The organism is Actinoallomurus sp. NBC_01490 (genome assembly GCF_036227085.1).
Lineage (GTDB): Bacteria > Actinomycetota > Actinomycetes > Streptosporangiales > Streptosporangiaceae > Actinoallomurus > Actinoallomurus oryzae.
Genome location: NZ_CP109433.1, coordinates 8,546,363 through 8,565,341 on the forward strand (window position 1 = coordinate 8,546,363; position 18,979 = coordinate 8,565,341).

Sequence of the window (18,979 nt, forward strand, 5' to 3'; positions counted from 1 at the left end):
GCGACCACCCGAGCAACCGACAACGTTCCGGGAGTGGCGACACTGGATCGAGACCTCGCATGCGTTTTCCACAGATGCGCGGTCCCATCTCCCAGGGCCGCGTCTTCGGCTTGACAATGGAAGTGGGCTGAAGCCCCCCGGGCGGGAGGGGCTCCTCCCCCCCGCCCTGCCTCCCGCGCCGGGGCCGAGGTGACCGGTTCAGATTCGCTGTGCGGTCCGCGTCGGTGCGGGGCGCGGCGGTGCGGGCCGGGCCGGCGTCGGCAGCAGCAGGCCCGCGAGCATGCCGGCGAATGCCAGGGCGGCGGCCACGGCGAGCGCCCACGCGAAGCCGTGGCTGAACGCCGAGGCGGTGGCGTACCCTCCGGTCGCGGCGAACACGGCCGCCGGGATCGCGACGCCGAACGCGCCGCCGAGCTGGCGCATCGTGCTGTACGCCCCGGAGGCCCTGCCGATGTCGGCTCGTGCGCTGGTGCTGACCGCCGCCTTGGTGACGGCCGGGATTCCCAGCGCGAACCCGATGCCCGCGACGCTCATCGGCGTGACCAGCGCCCCGTACGACAGGTGGGGGGTGGCGATCAGTGCGGTCCACGCCATCCCGGCGGCCTGCAGGGTGAGGCCGGTGACGACCAGCGGGCGTGCGCCGAGCCGGTCGGTGAGGGTGCCGGCGACCGGGGCGATCAGGAACGGCGCGACGCCCCACGGCAGCATGCGCAGGCCGGTACCCAGGGGGCCCTGGCCGAGGGCGACCTGCTGGTACTGGGTCATGAAGAAGATCGCGCCCATCATCGACCCGTTGAGCAGGAAGATCAGCGCGTTGCCCGTGGAGAACGCGCGCGACCGGAACAGCCGCAGCGGCAGCATCGGCGCGCGGGCGCGTGACTGCCACCCGACGAACGCCATGGTCAGCACCGCGCCCCCGGCGAGCGGTGCGACCACCGTGGCGCTGCCCCATCCGGCGGAGTTCGCCCGGACCAGGCCCCACACCAGCCCGAGCGCGGCCAGCGTGAACAGAACGAGGCCGGGCAGGTCGATCGCGGTGCCCTGGCCGAAGCCCTCCCTGACGCGGACCCGTACGAACGGGATCGCGGCCAGGCCGATCGGCACGTTCAGCCAGAAGATCCACTGCCACGCGAGGCCCTGGGTGATCACGCCGCCCAGCACCGGTCCGAGCAGCGCGGCCAGACCGGTGACGCTGCCGTAGACGCCGAGCGCCCAGCCGCGCCGTTCCGGTGGGAACGTCGCGTTCAGCAGGCTCAGCGCGAGCGGCATGATGGTCGCCGCGCCGACGCCTTGTACGACGCGCGCCGCGATCAGGGCGCCGGCGCCGTCCGCCAGCGCGCACGCGGCCGACGCCGCGGCGAACAGCGCCAGCCCCACGATGTACAACCGCCTGCGCCCGAACCGGTCCCCCAGGGACGCGCCGGTCATCAGCAGCACCGCGAAACTCAGGGTGTAGGCGTTGACCGTCCACTCGAGATCTTCGATCGACGCGTGCAGATCGCGCTGGATCGCGGTCAGCGCGGTGGCCACGATCAGCGCGTCGAGTACCACCATGAACGATCCGACCGACGCCAGGACCAGCGCCCATCGCTGTTCCGCCGTCGCCCGGACCCGATTTCCACCACTCACGACTTCCTCCCGTTCGTCGGTGGTAGGGACACCGGGCGACGGGGAGACTGGGCGGTGACCACTTTCGTGCGCGGCCGGTGTCAGTACAGATATGGACCACTGGACGGGGAAGGTGCCGGGATGCGGGGCATGCTGGATCGGGCGCGGGCGGGCGACGGGGAGGCGTTCGGTGAGCTCACCGAGCCGTACCGGCGTGAGCTTCAGGTGCACTGCTATCGCATGCTCGGCTCGGTGCAGGACGCCGAGGACGTGCTCCAAGAGACCCTCCTTGCGGCCTGGCGCGGCCTGGACGGGTTCGAGGGGCGTTCGTCGCTGCGCTCCTGGCTGTACCGCATCGCGACGAACCGCTGTCTGAACGCCCTGCGCGACGGCGCGCGCCGGCCCCGCGAGCGACCGGCCTACGTTCCGGAGGTGCCCCTGCCCGAGCCCACGCATCACGGCGACCCGAGCTGGCTGGAGCCCTATCCGGACGTCCTGCTCGACGAGTTGCCGGAGGGTTCGCTCGGGCCGGAGGCCCGCTATGAGACCAAGGAGTCGGTCTCTCTGGCTTTTCTCGTCGCCCTCCAGCGGTTGCCGCCCCGGCAGCGGGCGGTCCTGGTGCTGCGGGACGTACTCGGCTTCCGCGCCGCCGAGGTCGCCCGCATGCTCGACAGCGGCGAGAACTCGGTCAACAGCGCGCTGAAGCGGGCCCGCGCGACGCTCGCCGCTCGCCTGCCCGGCCCCGGCCGCGACGACGCGCCGCTGCCGCACTCCCCGCGCGAGCGAAGGATCATCGACGACTTCTCCCGCGCGTTCGAACGCGGTGACGTCGACGCGGTCCTCGCCCTGCTCACCGACGACGTGCGGCTGACCATGCCGCCACTGCCGATGGAGTACGAGGGTCTCGCGGCCATGCGACACTTCCTGTCGACGGTCGCGATGCGCCAGGGCCGCCGGTACCGGCTGATCCCCACGCACGCCAACGGCCAGCCCGCGTTCGGCGGCTACGTGATCGATCCGGGGACGCCGATCGCGCACGCTCACGGCCTGCTCGTGCTCACGCTGTCGGGCGACCGGATCCGCGGGCTGACCCGGTTCGTCGACAACGGCCTGCTGCCGTCCTTCGGCCTGCCCCGCACACTGCGGTCGTGGTGAACGCGCCCGCCGGGCGAGCAGTCCCGGCAGGCGCGTGAGAGTGGTGTCAGACCAGCCAGACCGCGGTGTCCGCGGGGAGCAGGTCGCCGTCGACCTCATCGCTGGCGAGGCGGATCCGCTGGTGCTCCGGCAGGCGTACGGGCTCCCGGCCCAGGTTGACCACGCAGGTCAGGCCGGAGTCGCGGGTGAAGGCGAGCACCTCCTCGCCCAGCGGAAGCCACGTCAGCGTGCCGTCGCCGAGGCTCTCGCGGCGGATCCGCAGCGCGGTCCGGTAGAGGTTGAGCATCGAGGAGGGGTCCGCCTCCTGCGCCTCGACCGTCAGCGGTCCCCAGTCCGCGGGCTGCGGCAGCCAGGGCTCGCCGCCATAGCCGTACGGCGGCGCGTCGCCGGACCAGGGCAGCGGCACGCGGCAGCCGTCGCGGCCGCGGTCGGTGTGGCCCGAGCGGGCCCAGATGGGATCCTGCAACAGCGCGTCGGGGATGTCCTCGACCTCGGGCAGGCCCAGCTCCTCACCCTGGTAGACGTAGACGCCGCCGGGCAGCGCCATGGCCAGCAGGGCCGCCGCGCGCGCCCGCCGTACGCCGAGCTCGCGGTCGGAGGTCATGCCGTGCTTGCGGTCGCCGTGGTCGAAGGAGGTGTCCGGCCGGCCGTACCGGGTGACGGGCCGGGTCACGTCGTGGTTGGACAGCACCCAGGTGGGCGGCGCGCCGATCGGCACGTGCGTGGCGAGCGTGTCGTCGATCACCCGGCGCAGCGCGGCCGGGTCCCACGGGCAGGACAGGAAGTCGAAGTTGAAGGCCGTGTGCAGTTCGTCCGGGCGCAGGTAGCGGGCGAACCGCTCCTGGTCCGGCAGCCAGACCTCGCCGATCAGGAACCGGCCGGGGTAGGTGTCGGAGACCCGCCGCCACTCGCGGTAGATCTCGTGCACGCCGTCGCGGTCGGTGTAGGGGTCCAGGCCGTCCGGCTCGGCGTCGGGGTCCTTGATGAGAACGGCCGCGGAGTCGATGCGAACGCCGTCCACGCCCCGGTCGAGCCAGAACCGGAGCACGTCGAGGAACTCCTCCCGTACGGCCGGGCTGTTCCAGTTGAAGTCGGGCTGTTCGGGGGCGAACAGGTGGAGGTACCACTCGCCGTCCGGCACCTGGGTCCAGGCGGGGCCGCCGAAGATGGACTGCCAGTCGTTGGGCGGACCTTCCCTATGGCCCGATCGGAACCAGAACCGCTCCCGCATCGGTGAGCCGGGGCCGGCCGCGAGCGCCTCCTGGAACCACGCGCTCTGGTCCGAGGAGTGGTTCGGCACGACGTCGATGATGATCTTGATGTCGCGCTCGTGCGCCTCCTGGATCAGTTTCTCGGCCTCGGCGAGCGTGCCGAAGATGGGTTCGATGCTGCGGTAGTCCGCGACGTCGTACCCGCCGTCGGACATCGGTGAGGGGTACCACGGGTTGAGCCAGATGGCGTCGATGCCGAGCTTGGACAGGTAGTCCAAGCGACCGCGCAGCCCGGCGAGGTCGCCGAGGCCGTCGCCGTTGCCGTCGGCGAAGCTCCGCAGGTAGACCTGGTAGATCGCGGCTCCCCGCCACCACGCTTCTTGCATGCTGCGCTACTCCTTTGAGACGAACGTGTTCGTGGTTCGATCCGTGGTTCGGCCGAGGGACGCACACCGGCCCGCCAGGGCGGATCAGCCCTTGAGGCCGCCGGCCGTGAGGCCGGCCATGATGTTGCGCTGGAAGACGAAGAAGACGACGACCGCGGGAATGCTCGCGATCACCAGCGCGGCGATGAGGACGTTCTGCGGCATCTCCTGGGAGAGCTGGGAGATCGCGACGCTGACCGGCATCCGGTTGGTGTCGGGCATCACCAGCAGCGGCCAGACGAAGTCCTTCCACACGTTGACCACGGCGAAGATCGACACGACGCCGAGGATCGGCCGGGAGACCGGCAGGATGATCGACCACAGCATCCGCGGGGCGGAGGCCCCGTCGATGGCCGCGGCCTCGAGCAGCTCCGATGGGATGGAGTCGAAGAACCGTTTGAGCAGGAAGATGTTGAACCCGTTGGCGGCGGCCGGCAGCCAGATCGCCCACGGTGTGTTGAGCAGGTTGAGGTGCAGGATCGGCAGGTCGCGTACGGTCAGGTACGCGGGCAGCAGCAGCACGGTCGGCGGGATCATCAGCGTCAGCAGCATCCCGCCGAGCACGACGTTCCCGAAGATCGGCCGCAGCTTGGACAGCGCGAACGCCGCGCACACGTCCACGGCGATCTGGATCAGCCAGGCGCCCAGGGCGTAGATGAAGGTGTTGAGCAGGTAGCGGCCCAGGTCCATCTGCTGCCAGGCCTTCTTGTACACCTCCGGGTGCGGGTGCTCGGGAAAGACGCTCGGCGGCATCCGGACGAGCTCGCCGGAGGACTTCATCGCCCCGGTGACCATCCAGTACAGCGGGAAGACGAAGACCATCGTGAACACGACGACGGTGAGGGTGAGCACGGTCCAGTAGATCACCCGCCCGCGGCGTGTCCGCAGGCTGTGCGGCGAGACGAGCGTTCGCGGGCCCGTCTCCCTCCGCCGCGGCGGACGGGCCCGCCGTACGGCGGGGCGGGCGTGCGTCGTACGGACCGGGCGGTCCAGGACGTTCGACATCGAGGCTCCCAACCTCAGACCCGGGCGGGCCGGCTGCCCCGGTCATCGCGGGAGAGCCGGAGGTAGACGGCGGAGAAGACGATGAGGACGAGCATCAGCATGAGGCCGAGCGCCCCGCCGCTGCCGTAGTTGTTGAAGTTGAAGGCGTACTGGTACATGAGGTAGACGACGCTCACGGTCGCGTTGTCCGGGCCGCCGCCGGTGAGCAGGAACGGTTCGATGAACACCTGCATCGTCGCGATGATCTGCAGCAACAGCATGACCAGGAGGATCAGCTTGGTCTGCGGGATCGTGATGTGCCGAATCCGGCGCAGCAGCCCGGCGCCGTCGAGCTCCGCCGCCTCGTACAGCTCGGCCGGCACGGTCTGCAGCGCGGCGAGGTAGATCAGCGTGCCGCTGCCCATGTTCGTCCAGGTCGCGACGATGACCAGCGAGATCAGCGCGGTCTTGCTCGAGTCGAGCCAGGCGAGCGTGGGCAGGTGAGCGAACCGCAGGATCTCGTTGAACAGGCCGGGCCCGGGGTTGTAGAACCACTTGAACAGCAGCACCGACACGGCCGGCGGCAGCATGACCGGCAGGTACACCACGAACCGCAGGTAGCCGCGCGCGTGCCGCAGCTCGTTCAGCAGCAGGGCGGTCACGAACGGCACGACGTATCCGCACAGGAGCGCGAGCAGCGTGAAGACGGCGGTGTTCTTCCACGCGGCGCTGAACGACGGGTCCTGGAAGACGCGGTGGAAGTTCTTCAGGCCGACCCACTTGGTCTCGCCGATGAAGTTGGTCTTCTGGAAGCTGAGGATGACCTCGCGCACGATCGGATACCAGGAGAACAGCGCGAAGCACACGAGAGCGGCGCACAGGAACCCGTACGCGGTCAGGTTGCGCCGTACGCCACGTCCGCGGCGGGCTCTCGGGCCCCACCGCCTGCCTCTCGACAGTGAGATGTCCATGTGTCTCCGTTTCTCCCGCTCGTACGGGCCGGTCCGTCGTGGTCAGGGCCTGGGTGCGGGGGGCCGGTCCGCACCGTGACCGGTCCCCCGCGGCTCCGCGGAAACTCTCTGGAGGACTGACCGGGCATCCGACGCTCCGCGCCGGGTGCCCGGTCAGTCGGCGTTGGCGAGGATGCCGTTGACCTTGGTCTCCGCCTTGGAGAGCAGGCTGTTGATATCGGCGTTCCGGTTCGTCAGCACCGACGAGACGACACCGTCCAGCACCGCGTAGATCTGCTGGGCCTGCGGCGGCTCGAGGCGGTACTTCACCTTCGGGTCGCCGTCGGCGAAGGCCTTGTAGTTCTGCACCGGCAGGTTGGCGTTCTGGGTGCGGACCTGGAGCTCCTCGGCCGCGGGCGGGCCGGTGAAGATGTTGGGCTGCGGCAGGCCGACCGGCTGTTTGTCGATCGCCTTCTGGGCCCAGTCGAACTGGCCCTTGCCGGGCGTGAGGTTCTCGAACTCCAGCCAGAGGATGCCGGCCTTGATCTGGTCCGGGGTGTCCTTGCGGTTGAACATGTAGCCGTCGCCGCCGATCAGGGTGCCCTGGGCCCCGGGCATCGGCGCCAGCCCGTAGTCCTCGAACTTGCCCTGGAACTGGTCCTTGATGGTGGGGATGTTGTCCGGCGCGGACAGGTACATGCCGAGCTTGCCGGAGGCCATCATCGGCTGGACGTCGGAGATCTGCAGGAGCTGCTTGCTGCCCATGCTGTTGTCGGTCCAGCGCATCTGCTGGAGGTTCTGCAGCACCGCGTGGCCCTGCGGGCTGTTGAACGCCGCCTTCTTGCCGTCCGGCGTCACGATGTCACCGCCCTGGGAGTACATCTCCGCGGTGAAGTGCCAGCCGCCCTGGTTGTTCGCGCTGTAGTCGGCGTAGCCGACGATGCCGTTGCCGAGGGCGGCGATCTTCTTGGCGTCCGCGCGTACCTCGTCCCAGGTGGTGGGCGGCTGGTCGGGGTTGAGCCCGGCCTGCTGGAAGAGCTTGCGGTTGTAGAGCAGGCCCATCGAGTAGTTCGTCTTGGGCAGTCCCCAGAGCCGGCCGCCGCCCTTGAAGACGTTGAGCAGTTGCGGCTGCAGGTACTTGTAGTTCTTGACGCCGGAGACGTAGTTGGTGATGTCGGCCGCCTGGCCGTTCTCGATGATGTTCTTGGCGTCGGTGAGGTAGACGTAGTAGACGTTCTCCATCTGGCCGCCGGCCAGCTTGGCGGTGAACGTCTTGGGATCCTCGCAGGGGAACGCGTCCTTGCTGACGATCGTGATGTTCGGATGCAGCTTCTCGAACGCGGCGACGTCGTTGTTCCACTCCTGGCGCAGCGCCTTGGAGCTCTTCGGCGGCTGACAGCCGACGGTGATCGACACCTTGGTGTTCGGGTCGAGCGGTCCGGCGTTGGCGGCGGATCCGCCCTTGTCGTCGTTGCTGCTGCTACTGGCGCACGCGGCGACGCCGGCCAGCGTGGTCACTCCGGCCACCACGACCGCGAGACGACGTGCTCTCTTCAATGGACTTCCCTCCTGGAGTGGCACCCCCGAAGACCGACGAATCGCGCTTCGTGCGCCTCGGTTGCCAGGAAGATACAGAGACGAGCAGTAGTGAGCAAGCATTAGTCATATAACTGCAAAAAACTAACAGTACGCTCGCCGCCGTCGCCCGGCAGCGCTCAACGGCGGGGAGATATGCCGCGCCACCAGCGCATTTGGGAGTGGCGCGCGTCACACCCCGACGCGCGATCCCTAGGGACGGAGACCATGACGCGATCGCCGTGTGACCGGATCGTGACAACAAAAAGTCGAGATGATACGTGAAATCGTCTGATCGTTACAGGATCCGCAGGGCCGTACCCGGCCAGAGCGCGAGTGGGGGGCAAAGGCCCCTGTCTGGTCTCTGCCGGCCGCCGGGCCCGTGGAGGAGTACCGGGGGCGGGCAATCGGCCGGTTGTCCACAGCCGGCCCGAAGGCCTTCTGCGGCCACGCCGCAGGCTGGACAATGGAAGTGGGATCGGCCCCCTGGGCGGGTGGGCCTCGGGAAGTGGGATCGGCCCCCTGGGCGGGTGGGTCTCACCCGCGATCCGGTCAGGCGGTGGTGGCCCGAGCGGAGGCGGTGGCGGCGCGGGCGGGGGCGGTGGAGCCGCGGACGACGAGTTCCGGCTCGTACAGGAGCTCCTCCGCCGTGAAGGCGGTGCGGTCGATCTGGTTCACGAGCATCTGCACCGCGGCGCGGCCCATGGACTCGATCGGCTGGCGGACCGTGGTCAGGGGCGGGTGGGTGCAGTTGATGAACGCCGAGTCGTCGAACCCCACCACCGACACGTCGTCCGGCACCGACAGGCCGGCGCGGCGGACGGCGCGGATGGCGCCCAGGGCCTGGGGGTCGCTCGCGCAGATGATCGCGGTGAAGCCGTTCGCGATCAGGCGGCGGGTGACCGCCTGGCCGCCTTCCAGCGAGAACAGCGCGTGTTCCACGGCCGTGTCGGGCAGGTCGAGGCCGGCCGCCTGGGCCGCGGCGGTGAACGCGGCCAGCTTGCGCCTCGACGGCATGTGGTCCTCCGGGCCGAGCACCAGGCCGATGCGCTCGTGGCCGAGCGAGAGCAGGTGCCCGAACGCCTGGTCCACCGCGACCATGTCGTCGGTCGAGACGCGGGGGAAGGCCAGCTCCTCGACGGCGGCGTTGACGAGCACGACCGGCAGCCGCAGTTCGTACAGCCGGTGGTAGTGCTCGTGCGGGGAGTTCGCCTCCATGTAGTGGCCGCCCGCGAAGACCACGCCCGAGACCTGCTGGTCGATCAGCATCTCGATGTAGTCCGCCTCGGACAGGCCGCCGGCGGTGCGGGTGCACAGGACGGGGGTGAAGCCCTGCTGGGCGAGCGCTCCTCCGATCACCTCGGCCAGCGCCGGGAAGATCGGGTTGCCGAGCTCGGGCAGGACGAGGCCGACGAGCCGGGCGCGTTCGCCGCGGAGCTGGGTCGGCCGTTCGTACCCGAGGACGTCGAGGGCGGTGAGCACCGCCGCGCGCGTCGCGTCGGAGACGCCGGGTTTGCCGTTGAGGACGCGGCTGACCGTCGCCTCGCTGACGCCGACCTTCTTGGCCACCTCGGCGAGCCGGCGCGTCTTCGTTTCCCCGGGTGCACGTGTCACGCCGCAAGCATACGGCCAAAGAACGCAAGCCGCTTGCACGAACGAGCCCCGCGAGCGCAAGGCTCTCGTCCCCCGTGAAAATCTTGCGCTCGCGGGTGCCGGACGTCCGAGGGGAGGATGCGTCCAGTCCTCCCCCCGGACGCGTCTCTAGGAGGCGTGCACCTCGGCCGCTACGAGGCGTACACCTCGAACTCCGACAGCTGCCCGGCCGGCCAGCCGGTGTTGGCGGTGATCTCCACGCGCACGTACCGCGCCTTGGCGGCCGGGAAGGAGACCGTGGCGGTGTTGCCACTGGACGGGTCGAACGTGACGCCGCGCGACCCGGCGAGCGTCGTGTACGACGAGCCGTCCGCCGAGCCGAGGATCGACAGCGTCTGCGTACGCGTGGCCCAGGCCGACGCCGGCGGGAGCTTGAGCACGACCCGGCCGACGTCGGTCTGGGCGCACAGATCGACCGTGATCCGCTGCGGGAAGGTGTTGTTCGCGCTCTCCCAGTAGCTGTTCGCGTCGCCGTCGACCGCGTTCGTCTCGACGTAGTTCTGGGTGTGGCTGCTCGCCGTCACCGCCTTGCCGCGCGCCAGGTTGCCGCTGCCCGGCTGGCAGGTGGGCGGCGGGTCGGTCGGCGGGGTGCCGCCTCCGCCGCCCGGGTAGATGTAGTTCGGGTCGGGCCACTGGCCCGTGCAGACGGTCGAGCTCAGGCTCCATCCGGAGTTGCCGCTGCCGTATGTCGGGGCGAACGAGCCGCCGACGCAGTTGTGGATGTCGACGCCCGCGCCGATGTAGGACGCCTTGACGTTCGTGAACGTGGCGGTCGCCCCCGCCTGCGCCTGGATCATGTACGTCCCGGTGCCGGCGACGTTCACGTTGTCGAAGTTGACGGTGTGCGTCGCGCCGCCCTCGATGAACTGGATCGCCTCGTACGAGCTGTCGATGATGTCGGAGTCGGTGACGTTGATCGTGGCGTTGATCGCCTCGTTCAGCCCGTCGAACCACAGCGCGCCGACGCCGAAGTGCCAGTTGTAGTCGGAGTTGCCGGCCCGCAGCAGGGCGTTGCGCGCCACGGTGATCGTGCCCGCGACCGCGGTGCCGCTGCCGGAGTTGACCCCCGGGTAGCGGTTGGCGACGTGGATGCCGCCGCCGTTGGTGACGGTGTCGGAGACGACGTTGTCGGAGATGGTGAAGTCCCGTCCGCCGTACGTCACGATGTTGTTGGCCAGCACGGGCGCGACCACGGTGTTGTGCGTGAACGCGTCGTTCACGTTCGGCTTGTTCTCGGGCCAGCTCGCCAGGCCGTCGTCGCCGGTGTTCCGTACGAAGGTGTTGGTGACGGTCGAGTCGGTCACGCCGATGTGGAAGTTGACCCCGTCGGCGGTCTGGTCGAGGATCCGGCTGTTCTTGATCGTGAAGTGGTCCATCGGCCCGTCCATCCAGGCCCCGACCTTGGTGTGCTGGATCCACAGGTCATCGACGGTGGAGTTGCTCATCGCGCCGCCGATGCCGTTGACCTGGTCGGCGTCGACCCGCTCGGTGATCTCGCCGATGATGGCGAAGTCCTTCAGGGTGACGTTCTGGCTGGGGCCGCCGTCGGCGACGTACTTGCCGTAGATGCCGGCGGCGCGGCTGCGGTTGTTCGGGTCGCGGCCGGTGAGCACGCTGTACCACGGACCGGCGCCGGCGAGCGTGACCCCGTCGACGATCACGTGGCCGTACAGGGTGTAGGTGCCCTGCGGGATGTAGACGACCTTGTTCTGCGCCCTGCCCGCGTCCACGGCGGCCTGGAAGGCGGCGGTGGAGTCGGTGGAGCTGTTCCTGGCGGCGCCGAAGGAGTCCACCGAGAGCGACCCGGCGGGCTGCGCGATCGGCGCGGGCACCGCCTCGAAGTCGGCCAGGTCCACCGTCACCGCGGCGGTCGTGCCGCCGGAGGTCTGGATCCGCACCTTGGTGCCGGCGGCGAGCGTCGAGCCGAACATCGTCCGGGTCTCGTCGTAGAAGTGGTGCGGGTTCCCGTCACCGGGGTTGTTGCTGAACGGATAGCCGCCGTAGTACCAGGAGTACTTCGAGGTCAGGGACAGGTCCTTGAGCTTGGTGCCGTTCACGACGAGGTCGACCGGAGTGGTGATCCCGGCGCCGTTCGCGCCGTCGGGCACGCTGTAGCGCACCGACATCGCGTTGGCCGCCTTCGGGAGGGTGAACTCCACGTACTTGCCGGACCCGCTGAGGGTGACCGCGCGGCGGCCGGACGCCTCCGAGGGCAGGTGGGTGTAGACGCGGTCGGAGCCGATGACCGTGCCGTTGGTGGCCGCGTTCTCGGCCTCCACCTCGGTGAACGGCACGGTCGCGCCGCGCCCGGGGAAGGACCACGGCGTCTCGGCCGTGGTCGCGGCGGACGCGCTCGGCGCGGACAGGGCGGGGACCACGAGCACGCCGCCGGCGAGACCGAGGGCGGAGGTCACGGCCAGCGCCATCGCCGTGAGTCTCCGGCGGGCCACGGGACGACGTGGGGTGGGGGGATGACCTGACGTCACCATCGCTTAACCCTTCTGGCGAAGAGCCGGAGTCATCCAGGGACGCGCTGACGACGAACCCCGGCGGGGGGATGGGGTCGGCCGCCGCACCGGGCGGCGTTGGGCTGAGCACACAGTAGGACGGCAGATGTTTTCGCGCAATAACCAGACGCAATGGTGCAAAAATCTCTCTAACAATCGGTGTCATGAGGCGTCCACACGAAGTTGTCCGCCCCGTCAGGAACCCGTTCCGTGACCGGCAGAAACGGCGTCTGAACTGGGAGACGTGCAGCTATCGCGACGGAACCTGCTGATCGGCGCCGCCGGAATGGCCGTGGCCCCCCGGATCCCCCGCCGTCACGGCGATCCGTTCACGCTGGGCGTCGCCTCGGGCGACCCCGTCCCGGACGGCGTGGTCCTGTGGACGCGCCTCGCCCCTCGCCCCCTCGCCGAGGACGGGCACGGCGGCATGCCGCCCCGCGACACCGAGGTGGAGTGGCAGCTCGCCGAGGACGAGCGCTTCACCCGCGTCGTACGGTCGGGCACGGTCACCGCCCGGCGCTCGTGGGCGCACAGCGTCCACGTCGAACCGGCCGGCCTCCAGCCGGGACGCGAGTACTTCTACCGCTTCCGCACCGCCGGGTACCTCTCCCCCACCGGACGGACCCGTACGGCCCCGGCGCCGGGGACCGCCCCGGACCTGACGTTCGCGACCGTGTCGTGCTCCAACTACGAGCAGGGCTACTTCACCGGCTACCGCAGGCTGGCCGAGCAGCAGCCGGACCTGGTCGTGCACCTGGGCGACTACATCTACGAGTACGCGCCGGGCGGGTACAGGGCCGCCTCGGGAAAGATCGTCCGGTCGCACACCGAGGGCCACTGCCAGACGCTGACCGACTACCGGCGGCGGCACGCGCAGTACAAGACCGACGCCGACCTGCGGGCCCTGCACGCCCTCGCGCCGTGGATCGCGGTCAATGACGACCACGAGGTCGAGAACAACTGGGCGGGCTCCCATCCGGGCACCTCGGACCGGCCCGGATTCGCCGAGCGCAGGCGGGCCGGGTACCGGGCGTACTACGAGCACATGCCGCTGCGCCGGGCCGCGATGCCGCGCGGATCGCGCATCCGGCTCTACCGGCGGCTGGCGTGGGGATCCCTGGCGACCTTCCACGTGCTGGACACCCGGCAGTACCGCGACGACCAGCCGTGCGACGACGGCATCCGGCTCGACTGCGACGAGCGCCTCGCGACGGGCCGCGTCCTGGCCGGACCGGACCAACGCCGCTGGCTCGCCGAGGGCCTGCGCTCCTCGACCGCCCGCTGGAACCTGCTGGCCCAGCAGATCTTCATGGCGCAGCACGACTACCACCTCGGCCCCGGCAAGGAGGTGCTGGTCGACACGTGGGACGGATACGCCGCCGAACGCGACCGGGTGCTCGGCGACGTCGTCGCCTCGGGCGCCCGCAACCCCGTCGTGCTCACCGGCGACATCCACGCCCACTACGCGAGCGACCTGCTGGCGGACTTCGACGACCCGGACTCGCGACGCGTCGGCGTCGAGCTGGTCACCACCTCGATCACCAGCGACGGCGACGGCTACGACGACCCGGCGGGACGCGCGGTGGAGCTGGCGGAGAACCCGCACATCGCCTACGCCGACCAGCGGCGCGGCTACGTCGTGTGCCGGCTGTCGGCGGGGCGGATGCAGGCCGACTTCCACACGCTGCCGTACGTGTCGAGGCGGAACGCGCCGAGCACGGTCGCGGCCGGCTTCACGGTGGAGGACGGCGCCCACCGCCTCACCCGGTCCACCACAGCGCCGCGCCGCCGGCCCGGTCACACCACGGCGTAGCCGAGGAGTTCCCCGTTCGAGCCGCTCTGGACCGGCGTGCGGGTCCGGCCGCGCACGCGGTAGACCGTGCCGCCGAAGCCGCCGGCGCCCGGGGCGCCGACGTACAGGTCACGGCCGCGGGCCGCCAGCGTCCAGCCGAACTGCGACGTACGGCCCGCCGGTGAGGTGATCAGGGGGCCGCGCGACAGGCCGCGGCCGCGGTGGCCGGTCAGCACCTGGACGGCGGCCCGGCCGGTCGCGCTCGCCACCAGGTCGTCCGTGCCGTCGCCGTTCAGGTCGGCGGCGGCGAGCGTGGTGCCGAAGCGGTCGTAGCCACCCGCCCTGCGCAGCGTCCACACGTCGTCCCGGCCGGAGGCGTGCAGGACGTGGACCGCCCCGGCGGCGTAGTTCTCCGGGATCCTGGTCTGGTCCTCGCCGGGCGCGCCGACCGCGAGCTCGTCGACGCCGTCGCGGTCGACGTCCACGGCGGCGACGGCCGTGCCGAACCTGTCGTACCGCTCCGGGACCCCGCGTACGCCGACGCTGTCCTGAGTGATCCGACGGGACCGGTGCGCGGCCGGGTCGAGGACGGTGACCGCTCCCGAGGCCTCGTCGCCGTCGCCGGGCGCGCCCACGGCCAGGTCGCGGTCGTGGCCGCCGCCGAAGTCGCCGATCGCCAGCGCCGAGCCGAAGCCGTCCGTCTCGCTCGTCCTCTGGCCGACCCACGAGGTGTGCTGGGTGATCAGGCGCGCGGTTCGGAGGCCGTGCGTGTAGACGGCGACGCCACCGCCGCCGGAGAGCCCGGGCGCGCCCACGACCAGGTCGTCGCGCCCGTCGCCGTCCAGGTCGCCGGCCTCCAGCGCGGTGCCGAACCGGTCGCCGCCCGGCGTACGGCGCAGGTCGCGCACGCCGAGGACGCGGCCGGGGCGCAGTCCTCGCGGCGAGCCGTAGTACAGGGACACCACGCCGGTACCGTCGGCGCCCGGGCGCGGCGGATCCTGGTCGGGGACGCCGACGGCGAGGTCGTCGCAGTGGTCGCCGTTGAAGTCGCCGGTGACAAGGGTCGCCCCGAACCCGGCACCGCGTCCGGGGACCGGCATGGACAGCCGGCCGACGTGACCGCCGTAGCTCACGGCGACGGTCCCGGCGCGGACCCGCCCGGCCACCGTGGCGTACGGCGCGCCGATCGCGTGGTCACTCCGGCCGTCGCCGTCGAAGTCCGCGGCGGCGTGGCCGTGGCAGGGCCGTTCCGGAGTGAACGCGACACCCGTGACGCGCCGCGGCCCGTCGGCGGGACGGCCGAGCGGGCCGGCGGCGGACAGAGAGGTCAGCAGGATCACCACGGCGCCGGCGCGTGCAGCGGTCTTCACAGAGACCAGGCTGCACGCGCCGGGAGAAGCCCGTCTTCACGGACGGTGTCCGTCAGCTGACTTCTCGGTCGAGGACTCCGTCAGTGATGCTGTAGGGCGCTGCCCTTCAGCCACTTGGCCCAGGACATCTGGTAGTAGGACCAGCCGTTGTCCGGCTCCACCTGACGGTCGGTGCCGGTGATGTCGACCGGGTCGCCGGGCTGGGACTGCTTGTAGTACCAGATGGCGTCGGTGGCGGGCTGGCGGATGCACCCGTGGCTGCAGTTGCTGACGCCGAGGCAGCCCTCGTCGCCGGGCGTCTGGTGGAGGTACTCACCGGCGCTGGAGACGCGGACCGCGTAGTGGATCAGCTCGCTGTAGTAGCCCGGGTCACCGGGGCCGCGGCCGGGCGAGGTCATGGTGACGTCCTCGTCCTTCTCCATGTTCATGTGGATGCCGCTCGTCGTCGTGTACTCCGTGGAGCCGCCCATGCCCGCGCTGATCGGCACCCGCCGTACGACCTTGCCGTCGTGCTCGACGCGCATGTGGTGCTTGGAGATGTCGAGGTAGGAGATGTGCGAGCCGCCGATCCGGTAGGTGCGGACCAGGTCCTTGCCGCCGTACAGGTCCTTGCCGCCCTTCACCCCGCTGAGATGGGCGATCAGCTTGACCGTCTGGTAGGCGGGCCAGTAGCTCTTCGCCCGGTAGACGACCTGCTTGTCGTCGAACCAGTGCCACGAGCCGAGGACCGGCTTCTCGGCGATCACCTGGAGCGACCGTTCGACCGCGGCGCGGTCGTGCACGGGCTTGTCGAAGTTGAGGATGATGGGCAGGCCCACCCCGTACGTGTCGCCCCGGCGGCTCTCCAGGATCTCGTCCTGGGAGGCGGTGAACGTGTTGCCGGTGACCTTCTCGGTGGCGAAGCTGCTCTGTGCCGTGGACACCAGGCCGTTGGCGTTCTCCGCGCTGGCCCGTACGTTGACCGTGCTGCCCGGCTGGAGCGTCCACCGGGACTGCCACCGCGTGTGGTCCCGGTTGTACTCACCGGAGATCCTTCTGCCGCCGCTGTCCAGGACGACGTCGGCGAGGCGTCCGCCCGTCGCGCGGACGACGACCGGGGCGTCGGGCCGTACGCCGGCGGTGCCGCTGGCGGGAGTGATCACCACCCGCGCCGCCGCGGCCTCCCCTTTCTTCACGGCACTCTGACCCGCGGAACTACCACCGCCGCCGCAACCCGCACTGGTGATGATCGCGGCGCCGGTGGTCGTGGAGATGAACCATTTCAGACCACTGGCAGTGACATGCATTCGCAACCCTTCCTGCGGCTTGGACCGTTAGGCGCAAAGCGTGATCGACCATGAGATACCCACGCTGAGCAGCAGAGATGCCACCGAAGGGAGCGTTATGAAAGGCGGCGATCAAGAGCACTCGCGACATGTCGCCGCAGGCCAGTCCGGACTATTCTGTTATCCGGCGTGAATCGGATCAAAGTCCGTTTCATTTGATCGAGAATTCACCGTCACATTACCCAACCGCGTGGAAACCCGCGTCGAAGCCACGCCGGAAGAGCTCGAGCGAACGCCGGGTGACCGCCTCGACCTTCTCCCGGTCGGCCTCGTCCCGCACGGTGATCTTGATCAGCTCGAACGCCTCGCGCGGGTGCGCGTCGTCGTACTCGGCGTGCTCGACGAGCCACCGCAGCGCGTCCGGGTCGTCGGCGTACCGCTTGCGGAAGGCCGGCAGGACCCGTTGCGTCCACTCCCCCGTCGTGCCCTCGATCGCGTAGTTCACCGCGCCGAAGGCCTCGGCGAGCGAGCCTCGGTAGCAGACCGACCAGAGGTACTCGTACAGCGCGCCGACCTCGGGGCCGGGACGGTGGGAGACGAGCTCGTCGAAGCCGATGCCGTGGGCGGCGGCCCAGTCGGCGTACCACTGGGCGTGCAGGGCCTCGGTCCGGATGTTGCCGATCAGCCAGTCGCGCGCGAGGTGGTCGCCGGGCGTCTGGCCGAATGTGGTCTTGGCCAGATACACGCCCATGTACTTCGGGAAGGCCTCGACGACGCAGAAGAAGTCGAGCAGGATCCGCCGCCAGGCCGCCTCGGGGAACTCCCCGTCCGCCGTCGCGGTGAACAGGGGCGACTCCAGCACCGCCGACCACTCCGGCCTGAGCGCGTCGACCATGGCCAGCGCCCATTCCGGGTGGGGCGTTCCGGTCAGCTCCCGCTTGACCATCCGGTGGTGCTGCGTACGGGACGGCGGCCTCATCGCATGATCGCTGCTGGTGGTCATGGCATGACTCCTCGCTCCGGGCCTTTCAGTATCCGCGCCCTATACAGAGCGTCAATATGCCGGTTTCATAGGACGGACTCGCCGTATGGAGCTTTTGTCCGCCCCCGCCCGTCCGGGAGGCCGCACATGAACCGTGACCACGCCGTCGTCATCGGCGGCAGTCTCACCGGGCTCCTCGCAGCCCGCGTCCTCTCCGGCCATTTCGACCGCGTCACCCTGGTCGAGCGCGACCGTTACCCGGCCGGGGCGGCGTTCCGGCCGGGCGTCCCCCAGTCGCGTCACCTGCACGTGCTGTGGACCCGGGGGCTGTCCCTGCTGGAGGAGCTGTTCCCCGGGCTGGAGAAGACGCTCCTGACCGCGGGCGCCGTGGAGATCGGGGTGCCCGCGGACGTCTTATGGCTGACCGCGGCCGGCTGGCGCACGCGGTTCGCGGTGACGCGGCTGCTGACGTTCAGCCGTCCGCTGCTGGACTGGGCCGTACGGTCGCGGCTCACCGGCGACGTGCCCTCCCTGGACGTGCTGGAGGGGCACGAGGTGGTGGATCTGGTGCACCGGGGCCGCGACGTCGCCGGGGTGGTGCTGCGGTCGGGCGAGACCGTGGCGGCCGACCTCGTCCTCGACGCCACCGGGCGGGGATCGCGGGCGCCCGCGTGGCTGGAGTCCCTCGGCTACCCCGCGCCACCCGAGACGCTGGTGGACCCGCTGCTGGGGTACGCGAGCCGCTTCTACGCCATCCCGGACGGCTTCGACCCGGGCTGGAAGGCGCTCTACCTGCAGGCGGACCCGCCGGAGACGCGGCGGACGGGAGGGCTGTTCCCGCAGGAGGGCGGCCGGTGGATCTGCAGCCTGTCCGGCGCGGGCGGCGACTACGGCCCGACGGGCGAGGAGGAGTTCCTGGACTTCGCCAAGGGCCTGCGCGATCCGGTGCTGTACGAGGCGATCCGCGACGCGGAGCCGCTCAGCCCGATCCGCGGCTTCCGCCGTACGGCCAACCACCGGCGCCACTACGAGCGGCTGCCCGCCTGGCCACGCGGCTTCGTGGTCATGGGCGACGCGGCGTGCGCGTTCAACCCGATCTACGGGCAGGGCATGAGCGTGGCGGCGATCTCCGCCGTCGCCCTGGACCGCTGCCTGCGCGAGGACCGTGACGACCTCGAACGCCGCTTCCAGAAGAGAGCGAGCCGCAGCGCGGCGGGCGCCTGGCTGGTGGCCACCGGCGAGGACCTGCGGTACCGGGAGACCGAGGCCGCCCCGACCGGGCTGAGCACGCGGCTGATCAACGCGTACGTGGACCGGGTGGTGGCGGCGGCGAACGTGGACCGCCGCGTGTGCGCGAGCCTGCTGGACGTGCTGACCCTGACGTCCGCCCCCGCGTCGCTGTTCTCTCCGGGCGTCCTGGCCAGGGTCACGGCCAACACCGTACGTCCCACCGCACCGCCCGGCGGCCCGCCCGCACGATGAGCCTGCGTGCGGCCGGTGCG

At 70.6% G+C, this 18,979-nt stretch carries 13 protein-coding genes; 3 read left to right on the plus strand and 10 right to left on the minus strand.

What is annotated here, in order from left to right; genetic code table 11:
- Positions 1-198 precede the first annotated feature (198 nt).
- A complete protein-coding gene (locus OG417_RS39340) occupies positions 199-1,629 on the minus strand; it encodes a DHA2 family efflux MFS transporter permease subunit (protein WP_329240095.1) in 1,431 nt (476 codons plus the stop codon).
- 120 nt (positions 1,630-1,749) lie between these two features.
- On the opposite strand from OG417_RS39340, the gene OG417_RS39345 reads away from it, so the two are divergent.
- Complete coding sequence (locus OG417_RS39345) at positions 1,750-2,763, plus strand: sigma-70 family RNA polymerase sigma factor (RefSeq protein ID WP_329240097.1); 1,014 nt, start codon at positions 1,750-1,752, stop codon at positions 2,761-2,763.
- A 46-nt stretch (positions 2,764-2,809) separates the two neighbouring features.
- Here OG417_RS39345 and OG417_RS39350 read toward each other — a convergent pair whose 3' ends face one another.
- The 6 genes from OG417_RS39350 to OG417_RS39375 all read right to left on the minus strand — a co-directional run bounded on the left by OG417_RS39350 (position 2,810) and on the right by OG417_RS39375 (position 11,987).
- The gene (locus tag OG417_RS39350; RefSeq protein ID WP_329240098.1) at positions 2,810-4,360 is read right to left on the minus strand and encodes a glycoside hydrolase family 13 protein; all 1,551 of its coding nucleotides are present in this window, start codon (positions 4,358-4,360) and stop codon (positions 2,810-2,812) included.
- Between the two features lie 84 nt (positions 4,361-4,444).
- Positions 4,445-5,404 carry a carbohydrate ABC transporter permease gene (locus OG417_RS39355; protein ID WP_329240100.1) on the minus strand — a complete coding sequence of 320 codons (960 nt, stop codon included), beginning with the start codon at positions 5,402-5,404 and terminating at the stop codon, positions 4,445-4,447.
- A gap of 14 nt (positions 5,405-5,418) precedes the next feature.
- On the minus strand, positions 5,419-6,354 hold the full coding sequence (locus OG417_RS39360; RefSeq protein ID WP_329240102.1) for a carbohydrate ABC transporter permease: 936 nt from the start codon (positions 6,352-6,354) through the stop codon (positions 5,419-5,421).
- Positions 6,355-6,507: 153 nt separating this feature from the next.
- Positions 6,508-7,890: an ABC transporter substrate-binding protein gene (locus OG417_RS39365; protein ID WP_329240104.1), complete on the minus strand. Its 1,383-nt coding sequence runs from the start codon at positions 7,888-7,890 to the stop codon at positions 6,508-6,510.
- Positions 7,891-8,460: 570 nt separating this feature from the next.
- Positions 8,461-9,522 (minus strand): LacI family DNA-binding transcriptional regulator, encoded by a 1,062-nt coding sequence (locus OG417_RS39370; protein WP_329240106.1) that lies wholly within the window; start codon positions 9,520-9,522, stop codon positions 8,461-8,463.
- 170 nt (positions 9,523-9,692) lie between these two features.
- The gene (locus OG417_RS39375) at positions 9,693-11,987 is read right to left on the minus strand and encodes a discoidin domain-containing protein (protein ID WP_329240108.1); all 2,295 of its coding nucleotides are present in this window, start codon (positions 11,985-11,987) and stop codon (positions 9,693-9,695) included.
- Positions 11,988-12,312: 325 nt separating this feature from the next.
- Between OG417_RS39375 and OG417_RS39380 the strand changes: the two genes are divergently transcribed.
- Positions 12,313-13,881: an alkaline phosphatase D family protein gene (locus OG417_RS39380; RefSeq protein WP_329240110.1), complete on the plus strand. Its 1,569-nt coding sequence runs from the start codon at positions 12,313-12,315 to the stop codon at positions 13,879-13,881.
- Here the strand turns inward: OG417_RS39380 and OG417_RS39385 are convergent.
- From OG417_RS39385 to OG417_RS39395, 3 genes are all read right to left on the minus strand, one after another.
- The gene (locus tag OG417_RS39385; RefSeq protein WP_329240112.1) at positions 13,866-15,230 is read right to left on the minus strand and encodes an FG-GAP repeat protein; all 1,365 of its coding nucleotides are present in this window, start codon (positions 15,228-15,230) and stop codon (positions 13,866-13,868) included. The two genes, OG417_RS39380 and OG417_RS39385, sit on opposite strands and share 16 nt — an antisense overlap.
- Before the next feature lie 80 nt (positions 15,231-15,310).
- Positions 15,311-16,405: a L,D-transpeptidase gene (locus OG417_RS39390; RefSeq protein WP_329240114.1), complete on the minus strand. Its 1,095-nt coding sequence runs from the start codon at positions 16,403-16,405 to the stop codon at positions 15,311-15,313.
- A gap of 328 nt (positions 16,406-16,733) precedes the next feature.
- Positions 16,734-17,498: a TenA family transcriptional regulator gene (locus OG417_RS39395; RefSeq protein WP_329240116.1), complete on the minus strand. Its 765-nt coding sequence runs from the start codon at positions 17,496-17,498 to the stop codon at positions 16,734-16,736.
- Between the two features lie 126 nt (positions 17,499-17,624).
- Here OG417_RS39395 and OG417_RS39400 point away from each other — a divergent pair, with 126 nt between their 5' ends.
- Positions 17,625-18,959 (plus strand): FAD-dependent oxidoreductase, encoded by a 1,335-nt coding sequence (locus OG417_RS39400; protein WP_329240118.1) that lies wholly within the window; start codon positions 17,625-17,627, stop codon positions 18,957-18,959.
- Positions 18,960-18,979 lie beyond the last annotated feature (20 nt).

What these genes read in the sequence shown, in the direction of transcription:
- OG417_RS39400 (WP_329240118.1), top strand. Translation starts at nt 17,625, where the DNA reads ATGAACCGTGACCACGCCGTCGTCATCGGCGGCAGTCTCACCGGGCTC.
- OG417_RS39345 (WP_329240097.1), top strand. Translation starts at nt 1,750, where the DNA reads ATGCGGGGCATGCTGGATCGGGCGCGGGCGGGCGACGGGGAGGCGTTC.
- OG417_RS39350 (WP_329240098.1), bottom strand. Translation starts at nt 4,360, where the DNA reads ATGCAAGAAGCGTGGTGGCGGGGAGCCGCGATCTACCAGGTCTACCTG.
- OG417_RS39375 (WP_329240108.1), bottom strand. Translation starts at nt 11,987, where the DNA reads ATGGCGCTGGCCGTGACCTCCGCCCTCGGTCTCGCCGGCGGCGTGCTC.
- OG417_RS39355 (WP_329240100.1), bottom strand. Translation starts at nt 5,404, where the DNA reads ATGTCGAACGTCCTGGACCGCCCGGTCCGTACGACGCACGCCCGCCCC.
- OG417_RS39395 (WP_329240116.1), bottom strand. Translation starts at nt 17,498, where the DNA reads ATGACCACCAGCAGCGATCATGCGATGAGGCCGCCGTCCCGTACGCAG.
- OG417_RS39360 (WP_329240102.1), bottom strand. Translation starts at nt 6,354, where the DNA reads ATGGACATCTCACTGTCGAGAGGCAGGCGGTGGGGCCCGAGAGCCCGC.